The following is an 18,190-nucleotide window of genomic DNA, read 5'->3' on the forward strand; positions in this document are numbered from 1 at the left end:
CCGTCAGCCGGGCGGGGGTTCCGGCCGACGGAGCAGCCTCGGTCCCTGCCGGGCGAGCAGGGCCACGTGCGGCAGCGCGGCCGCCACCAGTGCGGCGGCCTCGGCCGGTCGATGGTTGCGCACCAGCGCGGCCACCACCAGGATCACGGCGATCGCCGCGACGGACAGCGCGATCACCGCGTGGAAGCGGCCCACCTCCGAGTGCGGCCAGTCGGTTTGCGCGGCTGGCTGTGGCGCGTCGGGTACGGCCCGGCGGAAGCCGGCGAAGACCCGCGACGCCCAGGCGCTGGTGGGTTGGCGCCCCCAGATCTGCAGGGCCACCACGACGGCGAGCAGCACCAGCACGTACCCGGCGGCGAAGGCCGCCTCACCGCTCATGGCGCCGCCTCCGGGCTGGCCGCCTCCGCACCGTCGGCGACCGTGCCCGTCGCTGCGGCGACGGCGAGGTCGGGGTCCTCCGCGCCGGTGGGGACCACCTCGGTGAAGAGCAGGGTCTCGGCGGGCGCCTCGCTGGAGCGGGTCCGCCGGCTGCGGTAGCGGATGCCCAGGTAGGTCATCCAGAGCAGGGGCACCACGCCGCCGACCATGAAGACCACGTCACCGGGGAGCCGCAGCCACTCGAGGAACATGTTCGTGCCGCCCTGCAGGTAGCCGAGGCTGCGGCCGTCGGCGTACCCGGCGTCGACGACCTTGTAGAGCTGCAGGGCTCCGGCGGGCAGCAGGGTGGCGAACGACATCCACGCCAGTCCCAGGTTGAGCGACCAGAACGAGATCGCAGCCAACCGGTCCGACCAGCGTTCATCGGGGATCAGATAGTTGTGCGCCACCCGGGCCGCACCAGCATGCGCCAACACCGACCGCTCCTGCGCCGGGGTGAGATCAAGCGCGAAACGATACGCCTGCACCACCCGCACACCCACCCCCACACACCCCCTCGGCCTCAGTGTCGACCACGGGTACGACACCCCCACCACCCCACCCACCCGAAGACACCACAACCCACTACAGACACCTCAAGAACACTCAACCGGCAACGGTTAGCAACCCCACCCGACCGTCGTGACCCTCCTTCGCGAGGAAGACCTCGACGAAGTTGGCGACCACCGCCAGCTCCTGCCCGTGCCGGCGGGTACGCAGCCCGAGCCGCGGCACGGGCCGGAACGGCTGACCCTCCGGTAACCCACCGGGTACGAAATACCGGTGCAGTACCCGCTCGGCCACGGCGGGGACCGGGAAGCGGGCCAGGGCCCGACGCAGGTGACCACCGGCGTCGCCCCGCTGCAGCCGCCGCGCGAGGAGCGCGTCGAGGGCCACCCCGGAGACCACCCCGAGCTGTCCCGCCCGCGCGACCGCCCGGGCCAGCGCCCAGCCGGACACGCCCACCCCCATGCCGCCCTGGATGACGACCGGAACGTCGGCTCCGTCCGGCGCCGGGCGCACGTCCGTCACCGGTCCGCCCCGGTCGCGTCGGACGGCGACGCGTCCCTGCACGCGTCCGCCAGAACCCCCTCGGTGCGGCCGTACGCCGCCGCCTGTGCCGTGCTGTGCGCCATCCTCGTCCCTCCTGTCGCCGCGCCATCGATGGGCGGGCCGTGGCCCGGCACCGCCGATCCCGTCCTGACCGGCCCGGCGCCGTCCCGACGTCTGTTGCGTACTCACCCCGTCCATCAGAGGCGTAGGTCCCGGTGGCAGCGACGCTTCGGCGGCGTGGCGGCAGGGCACCGTGCCGGTCCCCGCCGAGGTGCGGCCGGGCCCGGGAAGCGGAAGCCAGGTGGTCGGATCAGGAAGCGCGGCGCACGGCGCGGCGTGCCGAGCCGAGCAGTGCCCGGCACATCGCCGCGAAGACCAGCAGCCAGGCGGCGACGGCCACCGCTGTCCAGGCCCGGCCGATCTGTCCGATCAGGGGCAGGCCGGCCGCCTTGCCGAGATGCATGCTGGCCACCGCGTACATGCCCAGCGGGAACACGATGCTCCACAGCGCGGGCAGGTAGGTCAGCCGCACCCGGTTCAAGCCGTGCCGCCACACCCCGAAGGCGACCAGGAGCGGGATGAGCCAGGAACCGAACGCCCAGAGCACCACGGCGAGGCCGCCGACCACCGGCCGGGTGGTGGTGACCGCGGGCGACGGCGGCATGGCCAGGATCTGCGCCGCGGCCAGGACGGTGATCGCGGTGGCGCCCATGGTGACCCAGTACGGCGGGGTCAGGTCCTCCGGGCGCACTTCGAGCAACAGCAGCCGGGTCAGCACCAGGGTGGCGACGACCAGGTACAGCACGACACCCACCGACCACATCAGCACGGCGAGCAGCGCGGCCGCGCTGACCTGGCCGGCCTCGTCGCGGTCCAGCACGGCGGCGCTGACGGCGACCGACTGGGTGCCGACCACCCAGATGAACCAGGTGCCGTTGACGCTCGCCAGCACCGGCTGCGGGCGAGGTCCGAGGATGAGCCGGACCGGAATGGTGTAGGTCAGGCCGAGCCACGCGGCGGCGCCCAGGACCGCCAGCGTGATCGCGAAACTCCGGTACCCGTCGCGCGCGAACCTGGCGCACAGCACGTCACATGCGGCGACGAAGGTGAAGAAGGCGAAGGCGCGATCAGCCGCTCCGAGGTCCGTGAGCACCAGGCGGGGATAGCGGACGATCCGCCATAGCAGCGCGGCGCAGAGCACCGCGAAGCCCACGACGGCGACGACCAAGAGGACGGCGGACAGCGCCACCCGTTCGAGGTCGCGCAGGGCTATCGAGCAGATCCCGGTGGCCATGACCATCGCGAAGTACCCGGGATACAGGTTGCGGACTTCCATCGCCCTATCCATAACGTCAGAGAGTGTCGCTGTCCGTCGGCCGATGAGTACACCCCCTCGTCCGGCTGTTCCGTGCATCGTGGCGCTACCGGCGGACGCGGGGATGGGGCGGGGGTCGCTCCATGTGGGGCACTAGGTCTCTGGGCCGACCTGGTTTGGACGGGGGTGGGACCGCCGGGGCGTCTCGTCGCCGGGCTCGCGGTGCCGCGCCGCGGAGCCGGCACCGAGGTGGCATCGGTCGTTATGGTTGCCGCATGCGGGATGTCGTGCGCGTCTGGTGTCTGCGGCACGGGGAGTCCGAGAACGTGACGACGGGCACGGCCGGAATGCTTCCCCTGGCGCCACTGACCGTCGAGGGGCACCGGCAGGCCGCTGCGGCGGCGGAACGGCTCGCGGGCGAACCGCTCACTGCGGTGTGGTGCAGCGAGGCGCTGCGCGCCCGCCAGACGGCCGCGCACCTCCGGGACCGGTTCGACCTGCCGGTGCACACGCTGCCCGGGCTCAACGAGGTCGGGATCGGCAGCAAGGAGGGCGCGACGGACGCGGCCACCCGCCGGCGCACCGCCGAGGTGCTGCACTCGTGGGTCGTGGACGGCAACCTCGACGACCGGGTCGCCGACGGGGAGAACGGCCATCAAGTGCGCGAACGGGTCACCGATGCCTTCGCCCAGATCGCGCTCGCCGCTTCCGGCGGGACGGTCGCCGTCGTCGGGCACGTCGCCAGCCTGACGGTCGGCCTGGGTCTGCTCTGTGGCCTCGGCCGGCACGTCTGGGGCGCGCCGCTTCCGCATGCGACGCCCTTCCTGGTGGCGCAGGAGGCCGGGATCTGGCGCTGCGTCAGTTGGCCGGGAGTCGTTGACGAGCCGATGGTGGGGTGAGGGAACCCTCGGGGAGGTACCTGCCGGGGCTTTGCCGTCTGCCGTCAGTGCGAGGCCTCGCGGTTGAACAGTCGTTTCGACCAGAGGTAGCCGCCCAGCGCGATGGCGGCGCACCAGGCGAGGGCGATCGACGCGTTGTTCCCGATCGGCTCGTCCATGAGCAGGCCGCGCAGGGTTTCGATGATCGGCGTGAAGGGCTGGTCGTCAGCGAACCAGCGCAGACCGGCCGGCATGGAGTCGGTGGGGACGAACCCGCGGCCGAGGAAGGGCAGCAGAACGAGCGGCATGGGCAGGTTGCTCGCGGTCTCCACGCTCTTGCTCACCTGGCCGAGCACGACGGAGAATTAGACGAGCGCGAAGGTCACCGCCACCAGGAAGCCGGCGGTGGCCAGCCAGGCGCCGAGCCCGGCGGTGGGCCGGAAGCCGACCAGCAGCGCCACGCCGATCACGACGGCCAGGCTGACCATCGCCTGGAGCATGCTGCCCAGGACGTGTCCGGCCAGCACCGATACGCGGACGATGTGCATGGTGCGGAACCGGGCGATGATGCCTTCGGTCATGTCCATGGCGATCGGGATCGCGGTCCCCTGGACCGTGGCGGTCACGGTCATCAGGATGATCGCGGGCGCCACGTAGTTGGCGTACGCGGCGCGCCCGCCGGCCCCGCCGCCGGACGCCGCCTCGCCGAGCCCAGCGCCCAGCGTGCCGCCGAGCACGTAGACGAAGAGCAGCAGGAAGACGACGGGCATCCCGACGAGCGTCACGGTCATCGACGGGTACCGCAGCATGCGCTTGAGGTTGCGGCGCAGCATCGTCGCCGAGTCGCGGAGCGGAAGGAGACGGAGCCTTGCGGCCGGCACCGGGGTGGTGAGGGTGGGGGTGCTCATCGGGTGGTCACTTTCTCGTCGGAGGGGTTGCCGGTGAGGGCGAGGAAGACGTCGTCGAGGTCCGGAGTGTGCACGGACAGCTCGTCGACCTCGATGGCCCGGTCGTCGAGCCGGCCGATCAGGGTCTTCAGCGCGCGCAGGCTGCCATCGCTGGGCACCCGCAGGGCGAGCGCGTCGGTGTCGCGCACGGCCTGACCCAGCACGCGCAGGGCCGCGTCGAGGCCCTGCGGATCGGCGAACCGCAGGCGGACGTGTCCACCCGGGATGCGGCGATTCAGTTCCTCCGCGGTTCCCTCGGCGACCACGCGGCCACGGTTGAGGACCGCGATCCGGTCGGCCAGCTCGTCGGCCTCCTCCAGGTACTGCGTGGTCAGGAAGATGGTGACACCGCCGGCCACCAGGTCCCGGACGATTTGCCACATGTCCCGGCGGCTGCGCGGGTCCAGCCCGGTGGTCGGCTCGTCGAGGAAGATCACTTGCGGGCTGCCGACCAGGTCATCGCCAGGTCGAGCCGCCGCAACATGCCCCCGGAGTAGGTCGAGGCCGGCTTCCTGGCCGCCTCGGTCAGGTCGAACTGTTCGCGCAACTGGGCGGCGCGCCGTCGGCCGTCGGCCCGGGCGAGGTGGTGCAGATCCGCCATCAGCCGCAGGTTCTCCTAGCCGGTCAGCAGTTTGTCCACCGCGGAGAACTGGCCGGTGACGCCGATCGCGGCGAGCACCGCGTCCGGCTCGCGGGCGAGGTCGTGCCCGGCGACCTTCGCGCCACCGGCGTCGGCACTGAGCAGGGTGGAGGGGATCTTGACGGTGGTGGTCTTGCCGGCGCCGTTCGCGCCGAGCAGCGAGAAGACCGTTCCCCGTGGTACATGCAGGTCGAGACCGTCGAGCACGGGGTGGTCGCCGAACGATTTCCGTAGCCCGGTCGCGGCGATCGCCGGGCCGGATCGGGTGATGGCCATGGTGTCCGTCCTCGGGGGCCGCGAGTGGGTCAGGAGCGGTGGATGGTGATGTCGCCGTAGGAGGTGCGGCCGCGCACCTCGACGGTCTCGTCGGCCTCGTCGGGCTGGCTGGTGCTCTCCAGCAGGTTGCGTACGTGCCCGAATCCGGTGTTGATCTCGAGCCAGGCGACGGTGCCGTCCGCGATGCCGATGTCCAGGTCGCCTGCGGCGGTGCCGAGGACGACCGAGCCGCGGACCACCTCGCCGAGGCGGATGCTGCCGTTGGAGGTCTTCGCGTCGACGCCGGCCCCGGCCCGATCGACGTCGATGGCTCCGTTGGCGTTGCGCACCCGCACGTCGCCGCACGCCGCGTCGATCGTGGTGTCCCCGTTGGAGTTCTTGACCACCACGGCGCCCTCGACGTCACCGATCTGGATCTTGCCGGAGCCGGTGGAGATCTCGGCGCTGCCCGCGATGCCGTCGACGGAGACGTGGCCGAATCCCGTGTGCAGTCGCAGCGGGCCGGTTCGTTCGAGCCAGACGTTGCCGGTGGTCTTGAGCCGACACTCACCGAGCCGGCCGGTACCGCGGATGTCGCCCATCAGCAGGTGCGCGGAGAGTGCGGAACCGCTGGGCAGTTCGATGGAGACCTCCACCGACCTGCTCTTCTTGGAGAAGTCGAACGCGCGCCTCGGGCCGGTGACCTGCAGCATGCCACTGGTGCAGTCGACCCGGACCTGCGCGGCAGCCTGCACGTCGGATTCGTCGGTCTCGTCGCTCGGCCGGACCTCGACGACGGTGTCGGTCCGGTCGCTCGCGGTGATCCGCAGGTGGCCGACGCCGAGTTCGAGCGTGACGGAGATCGGCTCGGGGGTTTCGTAAGTGGGCATGGTTGTCCCCGCATCGTGGGTGGGTGGGCGTCCCCGCAGGTCGGGGACGTGGTGAGAGGGAGGCGTGCGGTGCGGTCAGCGCACCCAGCCGGTGAAGCGCTGCTGGGACCGTTTCCCGCTGCGGCGTGCCTCGGGGCGCTCACCGCGGTCGGGCCTCGCCAGGCCGGCGGCAGCCGCCCGGACCAGCCAGGCGTTGACCGAGCGCCCCTCCTTGGCTGCGGCCTCCTCGATCGCGACCTTGAGCTGCTCGGGCATGCGTACGTTGATCCGGGCGGCGGGGCCGTCCTCGGCGATCAGCAGATCGCCGTCCGGCACGCCGCCGGCCGTCGTCGCGGCGTCCTCGGCCGCGAGTTGGGGCGGCTCGGCGGGTGGCATCGCCACGACGAAGTGCGGCTCCCGGCCGCGCAGGCGCAGCTCCACCGAACCCGGAGCCAACTCCCGGGTGATCTCGTCGGCGGCGGCTGACAGCGCGTCCAGCAGCGTCATCCGGATCGCCGACTCGAGCGACCCGGTCAGGCGCTCGACCAGCGCACGCGCCTCCTCACCACCGGCTTCGACGAGCGTGGCGAACTCGCGTCCGAGGTTGCTCACATACGAGGTCAAGTCCATGGTGTCAATATGGCACATGGATGGCACACAAGCAAGCGCGTTTGGCACAAGCGCGGCCCCGTCCTGGCATCAGCCGCCACTCCCCCGTCCCGCGGCGCGCGCTCGCCACGCTGGACGGCAACGAACGGCCGGGCAGGTCGGGGACCCGGGGCCGGGAAGGTCTGGGTAGCGTCCTGGCCATGAGTGAGGACACCTTCCGCTCGGTGACGATCGAGCGCACCAGCGTGGGCCGGTACGTCGTGCGCAACGCGCGCGGTGGCTCGATCTCGATGGGTTCCGGCGGGGACGACAGCTTCACGCCGGTGGAGCTGCTGCTGGCCGCCATCGGCGGCTGCACCGCCATAGACGTGGACCACATCACGAGCCGCCGCGCCGAGCCGACCCGGTTCTCCGTCGAGGTCAGCGGCGACAAGATCCGGGACGAATCCGGCGGCAACCGGATGCGGGACCTGCGGGTCGAGTTCGCCGTGACGTTCCCGGCGGGCCCGGACGGTGACCGGGCACGCGAGGCGCTGCCCCGGTCGCTGCAACAGTCGCACGACCGGCTCTGCACCGTCTCCCGTACGGTCGAGCTGGGCACACCCGTCACGATCGTCGAGGCCGCGGAGGACTGAGGCCCGGCGGATCCGCCGGCCTGGCAGGCCAGGCCGGCGGGCGCAGGGGCCGCCCCGAGGGGCGGCCCTCGACGCATCTCCGACGCACACGCGCTCGTGCGGCGGCCTACTGGAGCGACACGTCGTCGACGAGGAAGCTGTCGGTGCCCGCCGTCGTCTCCACGTAGAACGTGGCGCCGGAGAGCGTTCCGCTCCAGGAGAGCGTGGCCGTGCCGGTGAGCATCGTCCAGCCGTCCGGGTTCACCGTGGTTCCCGGGGTCAGTGCGACGTAGTTCGTCGTGCCGTTGGCGGTCAGCGCCACCGTCGCCTTGACGGTCGGCGTCCCGCCCTGGCTGCGTACCCAGGCGGTGGTGGTGTAGCTCTTGCCGTTGGTGAGCTTCGAGGTCAGGTCCTGGCTGGGACCGTTCCACGACGCCGTACGCCCGGTGACCGACAGCGACGCCGCGCCCCCGTGGGCGGCGGCGTTGGACGACAGTGTCCCGCTGCCCATGACCCCCCAGCCCGATGTGCCGCTCTCCGCGTCACCGTTGGCGATCAGGTTCCCGCCGCCAACGGCGGCGGCGAACTGCCACCAGTTGACGTTGAAGAGGTTGCCGCTGCCGCCGGTGAACCGGAGGTACAGATCGTGGGTGCCGGTGGCGCCGGTGACGGTGCAGGAGGTGTTCACCCAGGTCTGCCAGCCGCCGGTGCCCGGTACGGTGCAGCGGCCCACCACCGGGCCGGTGGTGCTGTCGAGGCGGAGCTCGATCGCGCCGCCGCTGGTCGCCGAGGCCACCCGTGCGGTGAACGAACTCGCCCCCGTCCCGAAGCCCACCCCTTTGACCTTGATGTAGTCGCCGTTCTCGATCCAGCCGACATCCATCCCGCCCTCACTGGCGGCTTCGGTCTCGATGCCTGATTCCCAGGCGATCGTCTCGGCCTCCTGGCGCACGTACGGGTTGAGGGTGCCGACCTGGGGCGCCCCGGTGCTGGTCATGTTGATCGTCGGGATCGAGCCGTCGGCGTTGTAGGAGAACTTCTCCACCGCGACCGAGCGGGTGAAGCCGCCGCCGCCCGGCAGCGCGCCGTTGTGGTAGAAGAAGTACGAGCCGCCGTTGAAGTCGACGATGCCGGGGTGGTTGGTGAAGCTGCTGCCCTGGGTCGGCATGACCGTCCCCCGATACGTCCACGGCCCGGTGGGACCCGGGGCCGTCGAGTAGCCGATGAACTCCGAGCAGCACTTCGCCGCGAAGACGTTGTAGTACAGGCCGTTGCGCTTGTAGACCCAGGGCCCTTCCTCGTACAGCGTCGGCCGGCTCGCGTCACCGGTGCGGGTGCCGAACCCGGCGGTGGTGAGCGGAATCTGGGTCGGGCTGCCCGAGTAGGAGATCATGTCGGAGTTCAGCTTCACGTACCAGAGATTCGGGTTGCCCCAGTACAGGTAGGCCTGCCCGTCGGTGTCGATGAACACGGTCGGGTCGATCTCACCGTTGGAGACCAGCGGTCGCCCGATGGCGTCCCGGAACGGGCCGGTCGGGCTGTCGGCCACCGCCACCCCGATCCCCATTCGGCCGGTCGCCCGGACGGTCATCGGTACGTACCAGTAGAACTTGCCGTTGCGGGCGACGACCTGGCCGGCCCAGGCGTCGGCGCTGGCCCAGCTGAAGCTGGCGATGCTGAGCGGCGAGCCGTGGTCGGTCCAGTTCACCATGTCGGCCGACGACCAGACCCGCCACTCCTTCATCGTGAACCAGGTCGAGCCGTCCTCGTCATGACCCGTGTAGAGGTACACCCGGCCGTTGTGCACCAGCGGGGCCGGGTCGGCGGTGTAGATGTGCTGGATGATCGGGTTGTCCGCCCGGGCCACGCCAGGGACCAGAGCCACCGCGCAGAGCGCCGCCGCGACCCAGGCGACGACCCGCCGGACGTGGCGCTTGCCGGGGAATGGAGGGAACACCCTCATGTCTGCCTCCAAGGGCTGTCGGTTGTCGTTCCCGCGCCGTGCTCAGTTGCGCAGGGTCCACTGCTGGTTGGCGCCCCCGTTGCACGTCCAGAGGATGAGCTTCGTGCCGTTCGCCGTCGCGGCGCCGTTGGCGTCCAGGCACAGCCCCGACTGGACGCCGGTCACCGTGCCGTTGGCGTTGAGGTTCCACTGCTGGTTGGCCTGACCGTTGCAGTCCCAGATGATCACCGGGGTGCCGTTGGTGGTGCCCTGCCCGGACGCGTCGAGGCACTTGTTCCCGTACACCTGCAGTTGCCTGCCGGCGGTGTAGGTCCACCGCTGGTTGGTGCCACCGGTGCAGTCCCAGAGTTGCGCCTGGGTGCCGTTGGTCGTGCTGAACCCGCCGATCTCCACGCACCGGCCCGACTGGCCGCCGACGATCAGCACGTTCTGCTGGCCGCCACCGGTCGTCTGCACACCGGCAGCGGCCATCACCGCCTGGGCGCCCGACGGCCAGTTGTTGTTGGTGACCGTCGTGTTGCCGGAGACGACGTTGCCGCGATCGCCGTTGGTCACGTTGCTGCTGCCGTTGGTCGACCAGTTGCCGGTGACGGTGAAGTTGCCCATGTTCTCCCCGCCCCAGTAGTTGGCGGTGGCCCAGGTGCCGGTGGCGGAGAAGACGTTGGTGCGGGCGGTGTAGTACCGGGAGCCCTCGTCGAAGTAGAGCCCGAACCAGCCGTTGGTGCGCAGGCAGTAGTTGTCGCTGATCAGCCCGTTGGGGTTGGCCGACAGGGTGTAGATGCAGGAGCCGTCGGTCATCTGCTGCATGACGTCGTGGACGTAGTTGCCGGTGAGCCGGTTGTTGGACGCGGTGGTGGGCGTGGTGTAGCGCGGCTGGTAGTTGTACAGGCCGCGGTTGGCGTACTCGGTGCTGCCGCCGGCGTCGTTGGCACCCCACCCGTAGCCGATCGACATGCCCGTGTACGGCATGTTGTAGACCTCGTTGTGGGAGACGGTGGACGTGGTGACGTAGGTGGTCAGGACGGAGACAACGCCCCGGTAGTCCAGGCCCAGGTCGTGGATCCGGTTGTTGCTGACGGTGATGTCCCGGTTGACCATCCGGGAGTCGCTGGGGTGGTGCGCGTCGGCGCGTACCCCGCCGACGACAATGCCGCCGGCGGAGCTGCGGGCGATCTCGGAACGGGTGATCGTGATGTTGCTGGCGCCCAGGCCGACCCCGCTGGCGTGGGCGTTGGCGTCGTTGCCGATGCCCACCGCCGTCTGGCCCAGATTGACGAACTGGGAGTCACTGATGGTGATGGTGTCGGCGGCGGACACCTGCACCGCGGCCGGCATCTGGCTCCAACTCGGCCGGGTCGCCTCGAACAGCTGGCAGCCCTCCTGACACGAGGTCAGGGCGTCGGCGGGTCGGGCCCAGGTGCCGGTGATGTGGGCCCCGGTCTGCTGGTCGGCGAAGCCCTGGTTGCTGCTGGGCCCGAGCCAACTCGTGCCGGTGAAGGTGATCCCGCTGAACGAGATGTGGTGCGCCGGCGCGTCGTACGTCCCGCCGATGTCCACCAGCGACTGCAACACGGGCAGCTCCACGCTGGTGGTGGCCATAGTCTGCCCGGCGAGCGGAATGTAGGAGAGCACCCCGGATCCGGGGTCGAGGTACCACTCCCCCGGCGAGTCCAGGAACTCGTACGCGTTGGTGAGGTAGAACGGGCCGGCGCGGTGCGGCCGGCTGAGGGTGTCGTAGCCGAAGGTGTTGTTGTTCCACGCCGGCTGCTGCATGGTGAGGAAGTTGCCGGCGATGCTCTGCACCGGCGCGTACCGGTCGGTGAACGAGTCGACGCTCTCCACCTCGATCCGGTTCTGGTTGGCGAGGTTGTTCAGGTAGCTCAGCGCGCCGTTGCTGAATCGCATGCCGGTCGTGGTGAAGGTGAAGTCGGACCGGTTCACGGCCGTGCGGGCGCGGGTGGCGACCGCGCCGTTGACGTAGAGCTGCCGGCTGTCGATTCCGGCGCCGACGTTCGCCCGCCAGATGTTCCGCCCGGCGTCGGCGAGCGACCAGCCGGTGACCGCCCGGGCACCGCTGATCACCGGCCGGGCCGACGCGGCGGCCCGCCAGGTGACGGTGTAGCCGTTGGTGCCGGAGTCGGCGGCGGTCAGTCGCATGGGCGCGGCGAGTCGGTAGACGCCGTCGGCCAACTCCACGACGATGTCGCCGGACATCGCGGCGGTGCGGGAGCGGACCGCGGCCTGGGCGGCGGTGATCGAGCACGGTTGGCTGACGGAGCAGGTGGTGCCGGTGCCGGAGGGCGCGGCGTAGAGGGTGGTGGTGGCCGCGGCGGCCGGCGCGGCGGTGGCGAGCACGGCCGCCGCGGTGGTCAGGACCACCGCGGCGACTCCGATCGTCACCTGTCCGCGACCGGCGGCGGACGGGGATACGAACACAACGTCTCCTGTCATACGCGTCGAATGCTCAGCTGGCGGTGCGGGCTAGAACTGGGCGAAGAACCGCCACACCTCGCCCTTGGTCCAGGTCGTCACGCCGCTCTCCGCGTAGGTGCCGTCCACCGGGCCCGGCATGTGCCCGTTGTCGAACGCGGCCCACTGCACCGGGTAGCCGGCCCGGCAGCCGGAGTAGGCGGTGGTGATGTGGGTCCGGCTGCCGGCCGCCGGCTCGGGCGGGTTCTGCGGCGTGCAGCCGTTGTTCCGGACGAACGTGTCGCGCAGCGCCCGGCCCTGGGAGATGTTGAGCACGCTGTCGGTGATGCCGTGCAGCCCGAAGTACGCGATCGGCTGGGTGCCGCCGCTGCATCCGCTGATCTGGGCGCCGCTGAAGACCGCGACGGCCCGGAAGACGTTCGCCCGGGCACACGCCAGCGCGTAGCTCATGCCACCGCCCCAGCTGAAGCCGAGGGCGAAGAGCTGCTGCGGGTTGACGCAGAGGGCACCCTCGATCTGCCGGATCATGTCGTCGACGAAGGTGACGTCCTCGCCGCCGGAGTTGGCCCAGCCGTTGCCGAGGCCCTGCGGTGCGACGAGGATCGCGCTGTTGTTCGACTGCTCCAGCTGGCCGTAGTAGGACCAGGCCGCGCCGCTGGTACCGCCCGAGTCGACCTCGTTGGCGGTGCCGCCCCGCCAGTGGAACGCGAAGATCAGCCGGTACTGGCGGCTGCCGTCGTAGTTGCCGGGGAGCCGGAGGATGTAGCTGCGGCTCTTGCCTCCGCTCTGGATGGTGTGGGTGCCGTTCGACAGTCCGGGGGACCCGCCGCATCCCACGCCGGTGCCGCCGCCGGTGGACACCATGACGAGTTGCCACTGTTGGTTGGCGCCGTTCCAGTCCGTGTACTGCACGACGTTGGCGCCGTCGGTGGTGGCGGCGTTCTGCACCTCGAGGGCTTTGCCGCTGTTGCGGTTGAGGAAGCGTACGTAGCCGTCGGCGGAGTCGGCCAGCCGGAACTGCTGGTTGGTGCCGTTGTGGTCGCTCCACTGCACGACGGCCGCGCCGTCGGCGGTGGAGGCGCCGGAGACGTCGAGGACCTTGCCGGAGTTGCGGGACCTCAGCCGGTAGTAGCCGCCGCCGGAGTCCACGAACTGCCACTGCTGGTTGGCGCCGTCGTGGCGGGTCCACTGGGTGATCCGGGCGCCGTCGGCCGTCGACGCGCCGTAGACGTCCAGCGCCTTGCCGCTGTTGCGGTTGACCAGGACGTACGAGGCGGTGGTGTCCACCGTCGCCGCCGAGGCCGGCGCCGGGTTCACCGTGACGAGCGCGCCGGCGGCGACGAACGCCGCCGTGGCGGCAGCTGACAGCGATCGCCAGCGGTGTCCGGGACGAGCCGTGTCGTTGGCCTTCATGAATCACTCCTTCGATGCGGGCCACGCGCCAGCGGGACGGGCGCGCGCCGCGTGGGGGTGCCGGCGCCGGTGGGGTGTCAGTGCGTCGAGGTGGCCCGCGAACGAGGCAGGCGCCTGTCCGGGCGGGTGGGCCGGGCTGAGCGGGCGCCCGGCTCGCCCGGTTCCCGGCCTCCGCTCAGCCCGCAGGAGCGATGTTAGCGATAACAGGGAGGTCAGGCAATGAAATGCGTCTATTCCGAATCGTCGGGCTCCCCCTGCTCGCGATTTTCCCGATCGGGGCGTCGAAAAGTGTTATCGCCGATCCCCGTGGACGGTCGAGACCATCGCGAATTGCGGGGTCCCGCCTCTTGAACGCACCGAGCAGTGCTGGCAACCTGCTGGAGTTACCGGGGCAGCGTCTCTGGGACTGCAACGGCGGGGCCAGCCGGCGGTGGGGCCGGGCATAGCCGCCGGGGCCGGCGCGGGTCAGCCCGCCAGTGCGGGGCGGATCCGGAATGAGCTGTCGGCGCGGAAGGCGGGGGTGCCGTCCGCCTGGTCCACCCACAGCTGCCCGTCCCGGTGGCGGAGGAACCAGCCGGGATAGTTCGACGCCTCCAGCGACGTCGAGGAGGTCAGCGCCCCGTCGCTCGCGCAGAAGGTGGCGTCCCCGCGGAACAGCTCCGTCCCCTGGTCGGGGCTGAGCTGCAGCCGCCAGTACGCGTGCCGCAGGTAGCGGCCGTCCCGGGCCCGGAAGGAGAAGCACCTGGCGTCGGCCAGACCCGCGAGCACGGTGAAGGTCGCCTGGCGGCGCGCCGCGTCGGTACTGTCCGGACCGAGCGGCAGCAGGACGCCGAGGCCGTCGACGGTCGTGACGTACCGTCCGGTTCCGTTGGCCGACTCCAGCGACACGGGCCGTCCGGCGGTCAGGGACACGGTACGGTCCGCCGACGGCCGCGCGGCCGGAGTCGTCGGCGCTTTCGCCTCCGGTACGGTGACCGCCGGCGCCGAGGACGAAAGGGTGCGTGACCCGGACGGCGACAGCGGTGCCGCAACCGGTGCGGACGCCGCGGGCGGCACGCGCGTGGGCAGGACCGTCACGGTGACCGCGGCGCCGGCGGCGAGGGCGGCGGCGACGACGGTCGCGGCGACGGGATGTGCCACGACCGGTTGGAGCAGTTGGCCGACGATCGCGGCTTTGACGCCCGCGCCGGCACCCCCGCCGGATCCCGAGCCGATGGCGCCGGGCAGGGCGGCGGTCGACCCGGCGGCCGTACCGAGCGCGCCCCTACCGAGCAGCACGGCGGCGAGACCGACCGGAACGGGGAGCAGGCCGCACCCGAGGAGCAGCCGTTCCGCGGCGATCATGCCGTCCCGGGCGCGCGCGCAGCGCGCGCAGGACCTGGTGTGCCGGGCGAGGCGTTTACGCCACAACGGGCTCGGGACGCCGTCCCAGGCCGCCGCGGCGGCTTCGAGCTCGGGGCATCTCGACCTGGCCTCCAGCGCGACGACCAGTTCGCGGCACACGTCGAGCTGGTGCCGCATGCGCTGCACCCGCACGGTCGTGTGCGCGACGCTGACGGCCAGCGCCGCGGCGAGTTCGGTCCGGGTCAGCTCTCCCGCCACCTCCAGCCACCACAGGGAGAGCAACGCCTGGTCGTCCGGGTCGAGCCAGTGACTCGCCCGGGCGATCTGGCGGCGCTGCCCGGACAGCTCCACGCGCAGCGTCGTCAGGTCCTCGACGGCGGCCTCGACGTCCGGCATCTCGGCTGCCTCCTCCAGCGGGGCGGCCCGGCGGGCAGCCACCTGCCGGCGATGCAGGTGAGTGCTGAGCTGGCGCATGGCGATCGCGGCCAACCATGGACGGAAGCTCTCCGGGGTGTGCAGGTCCGGAAGCCGGCGGACGGCACGCAGCATGGCGTCCTGGACGACGTCGTCGGTGTCCGGGTGCCCGCTCAGCGCGCGGTGCACGAGGGTGTAGACCAGGGGCAGGCCGCGGGCGAGCAGCTCGTCCATGGCCCGCCGGTCGCCCGCCTGGGCCGCGACCACGAGGTCCGTCTCGTCGGTGCCGGTAGCTCGCATCCTCACGTCGCAGTCACACGTACCCGATCGGGGCGGCTGATCATGGTGGACGGTCGCACCGTCCGGCCGCCAGAAGCAGCCGTTGGCGCTGGTCGTTGACTGTCGCCGAAGACCGACCGTCGCGTCAAGGACGGGGCATCGTCAATTGGCCGCCGAGAAAGTGTTATTTATCAGGACGATGGCGAGTCGATATCTGGACGTAGCCCCACTCGACGGGCCGGACGACATCGATCAGCGCCTAGCTCTTGAATGCCAAGAAACATTCTGGCAACCTTGGCGACCTCGATGTATGTGCAGTGGGCACCCGGCCTGCACACCTCGGGACCCCCGAACCACCGCCGTTTACATCCAACGTCGACCGACCGGTGTTAGCGCTAACAGACGGCGCCGGCTCCCGAGCGGAGGGAACACGCCCATGCCCATTGACCACGCGCCCCCACCGGCCGCCGGACGCCGCCGTGGCCGGCGTCCGGCGCTGGCCGTCACCGTCGCCGTGACGCTGCTGGCGAGCGCGGCCGCCGTCGCGGTGAACGGCACCGAGGCGGCCGCGGCGTCGGTCGACACGAGTGCCTGGTACGTGTTGCTCAACCGCAACAGCGGCAAGGCCCTCGACGTCTACGGCGCCTCCACCGCCGACGGCGCCCGCATCACCCAGTGGACCCGGAACAACGGCAACAACCAGCAGTGGCAGTTCGTGGACTCCGGCGGCGGCTACTACCGCCTCAAGTCCCGCAACTCCGGCAAGGTCCTGGACGTCTCCGGCGCCTCCACCGCCGACGGCGCGGCCGTCGTGCAGTGGAGCGACCACAGCGGCACCAACCAGCAGTTCCGGCTGGCCGACTCCGCCGACGGCTACGTACGCTTCCTCAACCGCAACAGCGGCAAAGCCGTCGAAGTGCAGAACGCCGCCACCACCGACGGCGCCAACGTCGTGCAGTACACGGACTGGAACGGCGCCAACCAACAGTGGCAACTCGTCCGGGTCGACGCCACCGACCCGACCCCCACCACGCCGCCACCGGGGACGTCGTACACGAATCCCGTGGTGTGGCAGGACTTCGCCGACGGTGACATCATCCGCGTCGGCGACGCCTACTACTACTCGGCGTCGACCATGCACTACTCCCCCGGCGCGCCCATCCTGCGCTCCTACGACCTCGTGCACTGGGAGTACGCCGGCCACTCGGTCCCGAGCCTCGACTTCGGCTCCAGCGCCTACAACCTCACCGGCGGACGCGCGTACGTCAAGGGAATCTGGGCCTCGGCGTTCAACTACCGCAAGAGCAACAGCACGTACTACTGGATCGGCTGCGTCGAGTTCAACCGCACGTACGTGTACACCTCGACGGCCGTCGACGGCACCTGGCAGAAGCGCTCGCAGATCAACAACTGCTACTACGACGCCGGCCTGCTCATCGACGACAACGACACCATGTACGTGGCGTACGGGAACACGAACATCAGCGTGGCGCAACTGTCGGCCGACGGGCTGAGCCAGGTCCGCGCCCAGCAGGTGTTCAGCACCCCGTCGAGCGTCGGCACCCTCGAAGGGTCGCGCTTCTACAAGCGCAACGGCTACTACTACATCTGGCTCACCCGCCCCGCCAACGGCCAGTACGTCCTGCGGTCCAGCAGCCCGTTCGGCCCGTACGAGATGCGCCAGGTGCTGCTCAACATGCCCGGCCCGATCTCCGGCGGCGGCGTGCCGCACCAGGGCGGCCTCGTGCAGACCCAGAACGGCGACTGGTACTACATGGCCTTCGTCGACGCCTACCCCGGCGGCCGGGTGCCGGCGCTGGCCCCGATCAACTGGACCGCCGACGGCTGGCCGCAGGTCCAGACCGTCAACGGCGCGTGGGGCACGAGCTACCCCACGCCGAACATCCCCGCCTCGTCGAAGACGGTGCAACCGATGACCGGCGCGGACACCTTCACCGGCAGCGGCCTCGGCCCGCAGTGGGAGTGGAACCACAACCCGGACAACACGAAGTGGTCGACCGGCAGCGGCCTGCGCCTGCAGACCGCAACCGTCACCAACGACCTGTACAACGCCCGCAACACGCTCACCCACCGGATCCAGGGACCGACGTCCACGGCGACGATCGAGCTGGACTACTCGGCCATGACCGACGGCGACCGGTCCGGCCTGGCGATGCTGCGCGACTCCTCGGCGTGGATCGGCGTCAAACGCGACGGCGGCACCACCCGGGTCACGCTCGTCAACGGCCTGACGATGGACGGCAGCTGGAACACCACCGGAACCGGCACCGAGGCGGCCTCCGCCACGGTCTCCGGCGGCCGGATCTGGCTGCGGGCGACCGCCGACATCCGCCCCGGCACCGGCCGGCAGGCCCGGTTCTCCTACAGCACCGACGGCGTCACCTTCACCACCCTGGGCCCGGCCTTCACCCTCAACAACGCCTGGCAGTTCTTCATGGGCTACCGCTACGCGATCTTCAACTACGCGACCCGCGCCCTCGGTGGCGCCGTCACCGTCCGCAAGTTCGACATGACCACCCCCTGACCCGGCACCGCCTCCACCACGAGAGACCCTGGAAGGTGTGCAGATGAGACAACCTCCCCGCCCGCCGCAAGGACGACTCCCGCAGCGGCTACGGGCGATCCTGACCCTGCTGACCGCCGCGCTGATCGCTGTCGGCGCCCCGCTGGTCATGACGGGCTCCGCCGACGCGGGCACCACACTGGGCGCTTCGGCCGCCGAGAAGGGT

14 protein-coding genes and 2 pseudogenes are annotated in these 18,190 nt (G+C 70.9%); 3 read left to right on the forward strand and 13 right to left on the reverse strand.

Translation table 11 applies throughout. The features are described 5' to 3' along the window. Positions 1 to 3: 3 nt before the first annotated feature. From EFE23_RS19375 to EFE23_RS19390, 4 genes and pseudogenes are all read right to left on the reverse strand, one after another. Positions 4 to 378: a hypothetical protein gene (locus EFE23_RS19375; protein ID WP_123242355.1), complete on the reverse strand. Its 375-nt coding sequence runs from the start codon at positions 376 to 378 to the stop codon at positions 4 to 6. Further along, positions 375 to 905 (reverse strand): helix-turn-helix domain-containing protein, encoded by a 531-nt coding sequence (locus EFE23_RS19380; protein WP_158675887.1) that lies wholly within the window; start codon positions 903 to 905, stop codon positions 375 to 377. The genes EFE23_RS19375 and EFE23_RS19380 overlap by 4 nt, the downstream gene beginning before the upstream one ends. A 136-nt stretch (positions 906 to 1,041) precedes the next feature. Then, positions 1,042 to 1,389 (reverse strand): annotated as a pseudogene (locus tag EFE23_RS19385) (nitronate monooxygenase); the annotation flags it as partial. Positions 1,390 to 1,780: 391 nt separating this feature from the next. Further along, positions 1,781 to 2,806, reverse strand: a complete 1,026-nt coding sequence (locus EFE23_RS19390) for a tellurite resistance/C4-dicarboxylate transporter family protein (protein WP_199737138.1) — start codon at positions 2,804 to 2,806, stop codon at positions 1,781 to 1,783. Positions 2,807 to 3,060: 254 nt separating this feature from the next. Here EFE23_RS19390 and EFE23_RS19395 point away from each other — a divergent pair, with 254 nt between their 5' ends. After that, positions 3,061 to 3,684, forward strand: a complete 624-nt coding sequence (locus EFE23_RS19395; RefSeq protein ID WP_123242358.1) for a histidine phosphatase family protein — start codon at positions 3,061 to 3,063, stop codon at positions 3,682 to 3,684. 44 nt (positions 3,685 to 3,728) lie between these two features. Here EFE23_RS19395 and EFE23_RS29595 read toward each other — a convergent pair whose 3' ends face one another. From EFE23_RS29595 to EFE23_RS19415, 5 genes and pseudogenes are all read right to left on the reverse strand, one after another. Next, the gene (locus tag EFE23_RS29595; protein WP_309226242.1) at positions 3,729 to 4,019 is read right to left on the reverse strand and encodes an ABC transporter permease; all 291 of its coding nucleotides are present in this window, start codon (positions 4,017 to 4,019) and stop codon (positions 3,729 to 3,731) included. Positions 4,020 to 4,028: 9 nt separating this feature from the next. Further along, a complete protein-coding gene (locus EFE23_RS29600; RefSeq protein ID WP_309226243.1) occupies positions 4,029 to 4,571 on the reverse strand; it encodes an ABC transporter permease in 543 nt (180 codons plus the stop codon). Next, a pseudogene (locus tag EFE23_RS19405) lies at positions 4,568 to 5,526 on the reverse strand (ATP-binding cassette domain-containing protein). The gene EFE23_RS29600 and the pseudogene EFE23_RS19405 overlap by 4 nt, the downstream one beginning before the upstream one ends. 29 nt (positions 5,527 to 5,555) lie before the next feature. Then, positions 5,556 to 6,395 carry a DUF4097 family beta strand repeat-containing protein gene (locus EFE23_RS19410; protein ID WP_123242359.1) on the reverse strand — a complete coding sequence of 280 codons (840 nt, stop codon included), beginning with the start codon at positions 6,393 to 6,395 and terminating at the stop codon, positions 5,556 to 5,558. Between the two features lie 75 nt (positions 6,396 to 6,470). Then, the gene (locus EFE23_RS19415; protein ID WP_123242360.1) at positions 6,471 to 7,004 is read right to left on the reverse strand and encodes a hypothetical protein; all 534 of its coding nucleotides are present in this window, start codon (positions 7,002 to 7,004) and stop codon (positions 6,471 to 6,473) included. A gap of 179 nt (positions 7,005 to 7,183) precedes the next feature. Here EFE23_RS19415 and EFE23_RS19420 point away from each other — a divergent pair, with 179 nt between their 5' ends. Next, a complete protein-coding gene (locus EFE23_RS19420; protein ID WP_123242361.1) occupies positions 7,184 to 7,618 on the forward strand; it encodes an OsmC family protein in 435 nt (144 codons plus the stop codon). Positions 7,619 to 7,724: 106 nt separating this feature from the next. Here the strand turns inward: EFE23_RS19420 and EFE23_RS19425 are convergent, their stop codons facing one another. The 4 genes from EFE23_RS19425 to EFE23_RS19440 all read right to left on the reverse strand — a co-directional run bounded on the left by EFE23_RS19425 (position 7,725) and on the right by EFE23_RS19440 (position 15,461). Next, complete coding sequence (locus EFE23_RS19425; RefSeq protein ID WP_123242362.1) at positions 7,725 to 9,560, reverse strand: family 43 glycosylhydrolase; 1,836 nt, start codon at positions 9,558 to 9,560, stop codon at positions 7,725 to 7,727. Positions 9,561 to 9,602: 42 nt separating this feature from the next. Next, on the reverse strand, positions 9,603 to 11,996 hold the full coding sequence (locus EFE23_RS19430) for an RICIN domain-containing protein (protein ID WP_233601065.1): 2,394 nt from the start codon (positions 11,994 to 11,996) through the stop codon (positions 9,603 to 9,605). Positions 11,997 to 12,041: 45 nt separating this feature from the next. Then, on the reverse strand, positions 12,042 to 13,403 hold the full coding sequence (locus tag EFE23_RS19435; RefSeq protein WP_123242364.1) for an RICIN domain-containing protein: 1,362 nt from the start codon (positions 13,401 to 13,403) through the stop codon (positions 12,042 to 12,044). 465 nt (positions 13,404 to 13,868) lie between these two features. After that, entirely contained in the window at positions 13,869 to 15,461 is a 1,593-nt protein-coding gene (locus EFE23_RS19440; protein WP_123242365.1) for a sigma-70 family RNA polymerase sigma factor, read from the reverse strand. A 415-nt stretch (positions 15,462 to 15,876) separates the two neighbouring features. On the opposite strand from EFE23_RS19440, the gene EFE23_RS19445 reads away from it, so the two are divergent. Further along, positions 15,877 to 17,985, forward strand: coding sequence for a family 43 glycosylhydrolase (locus EFE23_RS19445; RefSeq protein ID WP_123242366.1), 2,109 nt, complete (start codon positions 15,877 to 15,879; stop codon positions 17,983 to 17,985). Positions 17,986 to 18,190 lie beyond the last annotated feature (205 nt).

This window comes from Micromonospora solifontis (assembly GCF_003725545.1).
GTDB lineage: Bacteria > Actinomycetota > Actinomycetes > Mycobacteriales > Micromonosporaceae > Micromonospora > Micromonospora solifontis.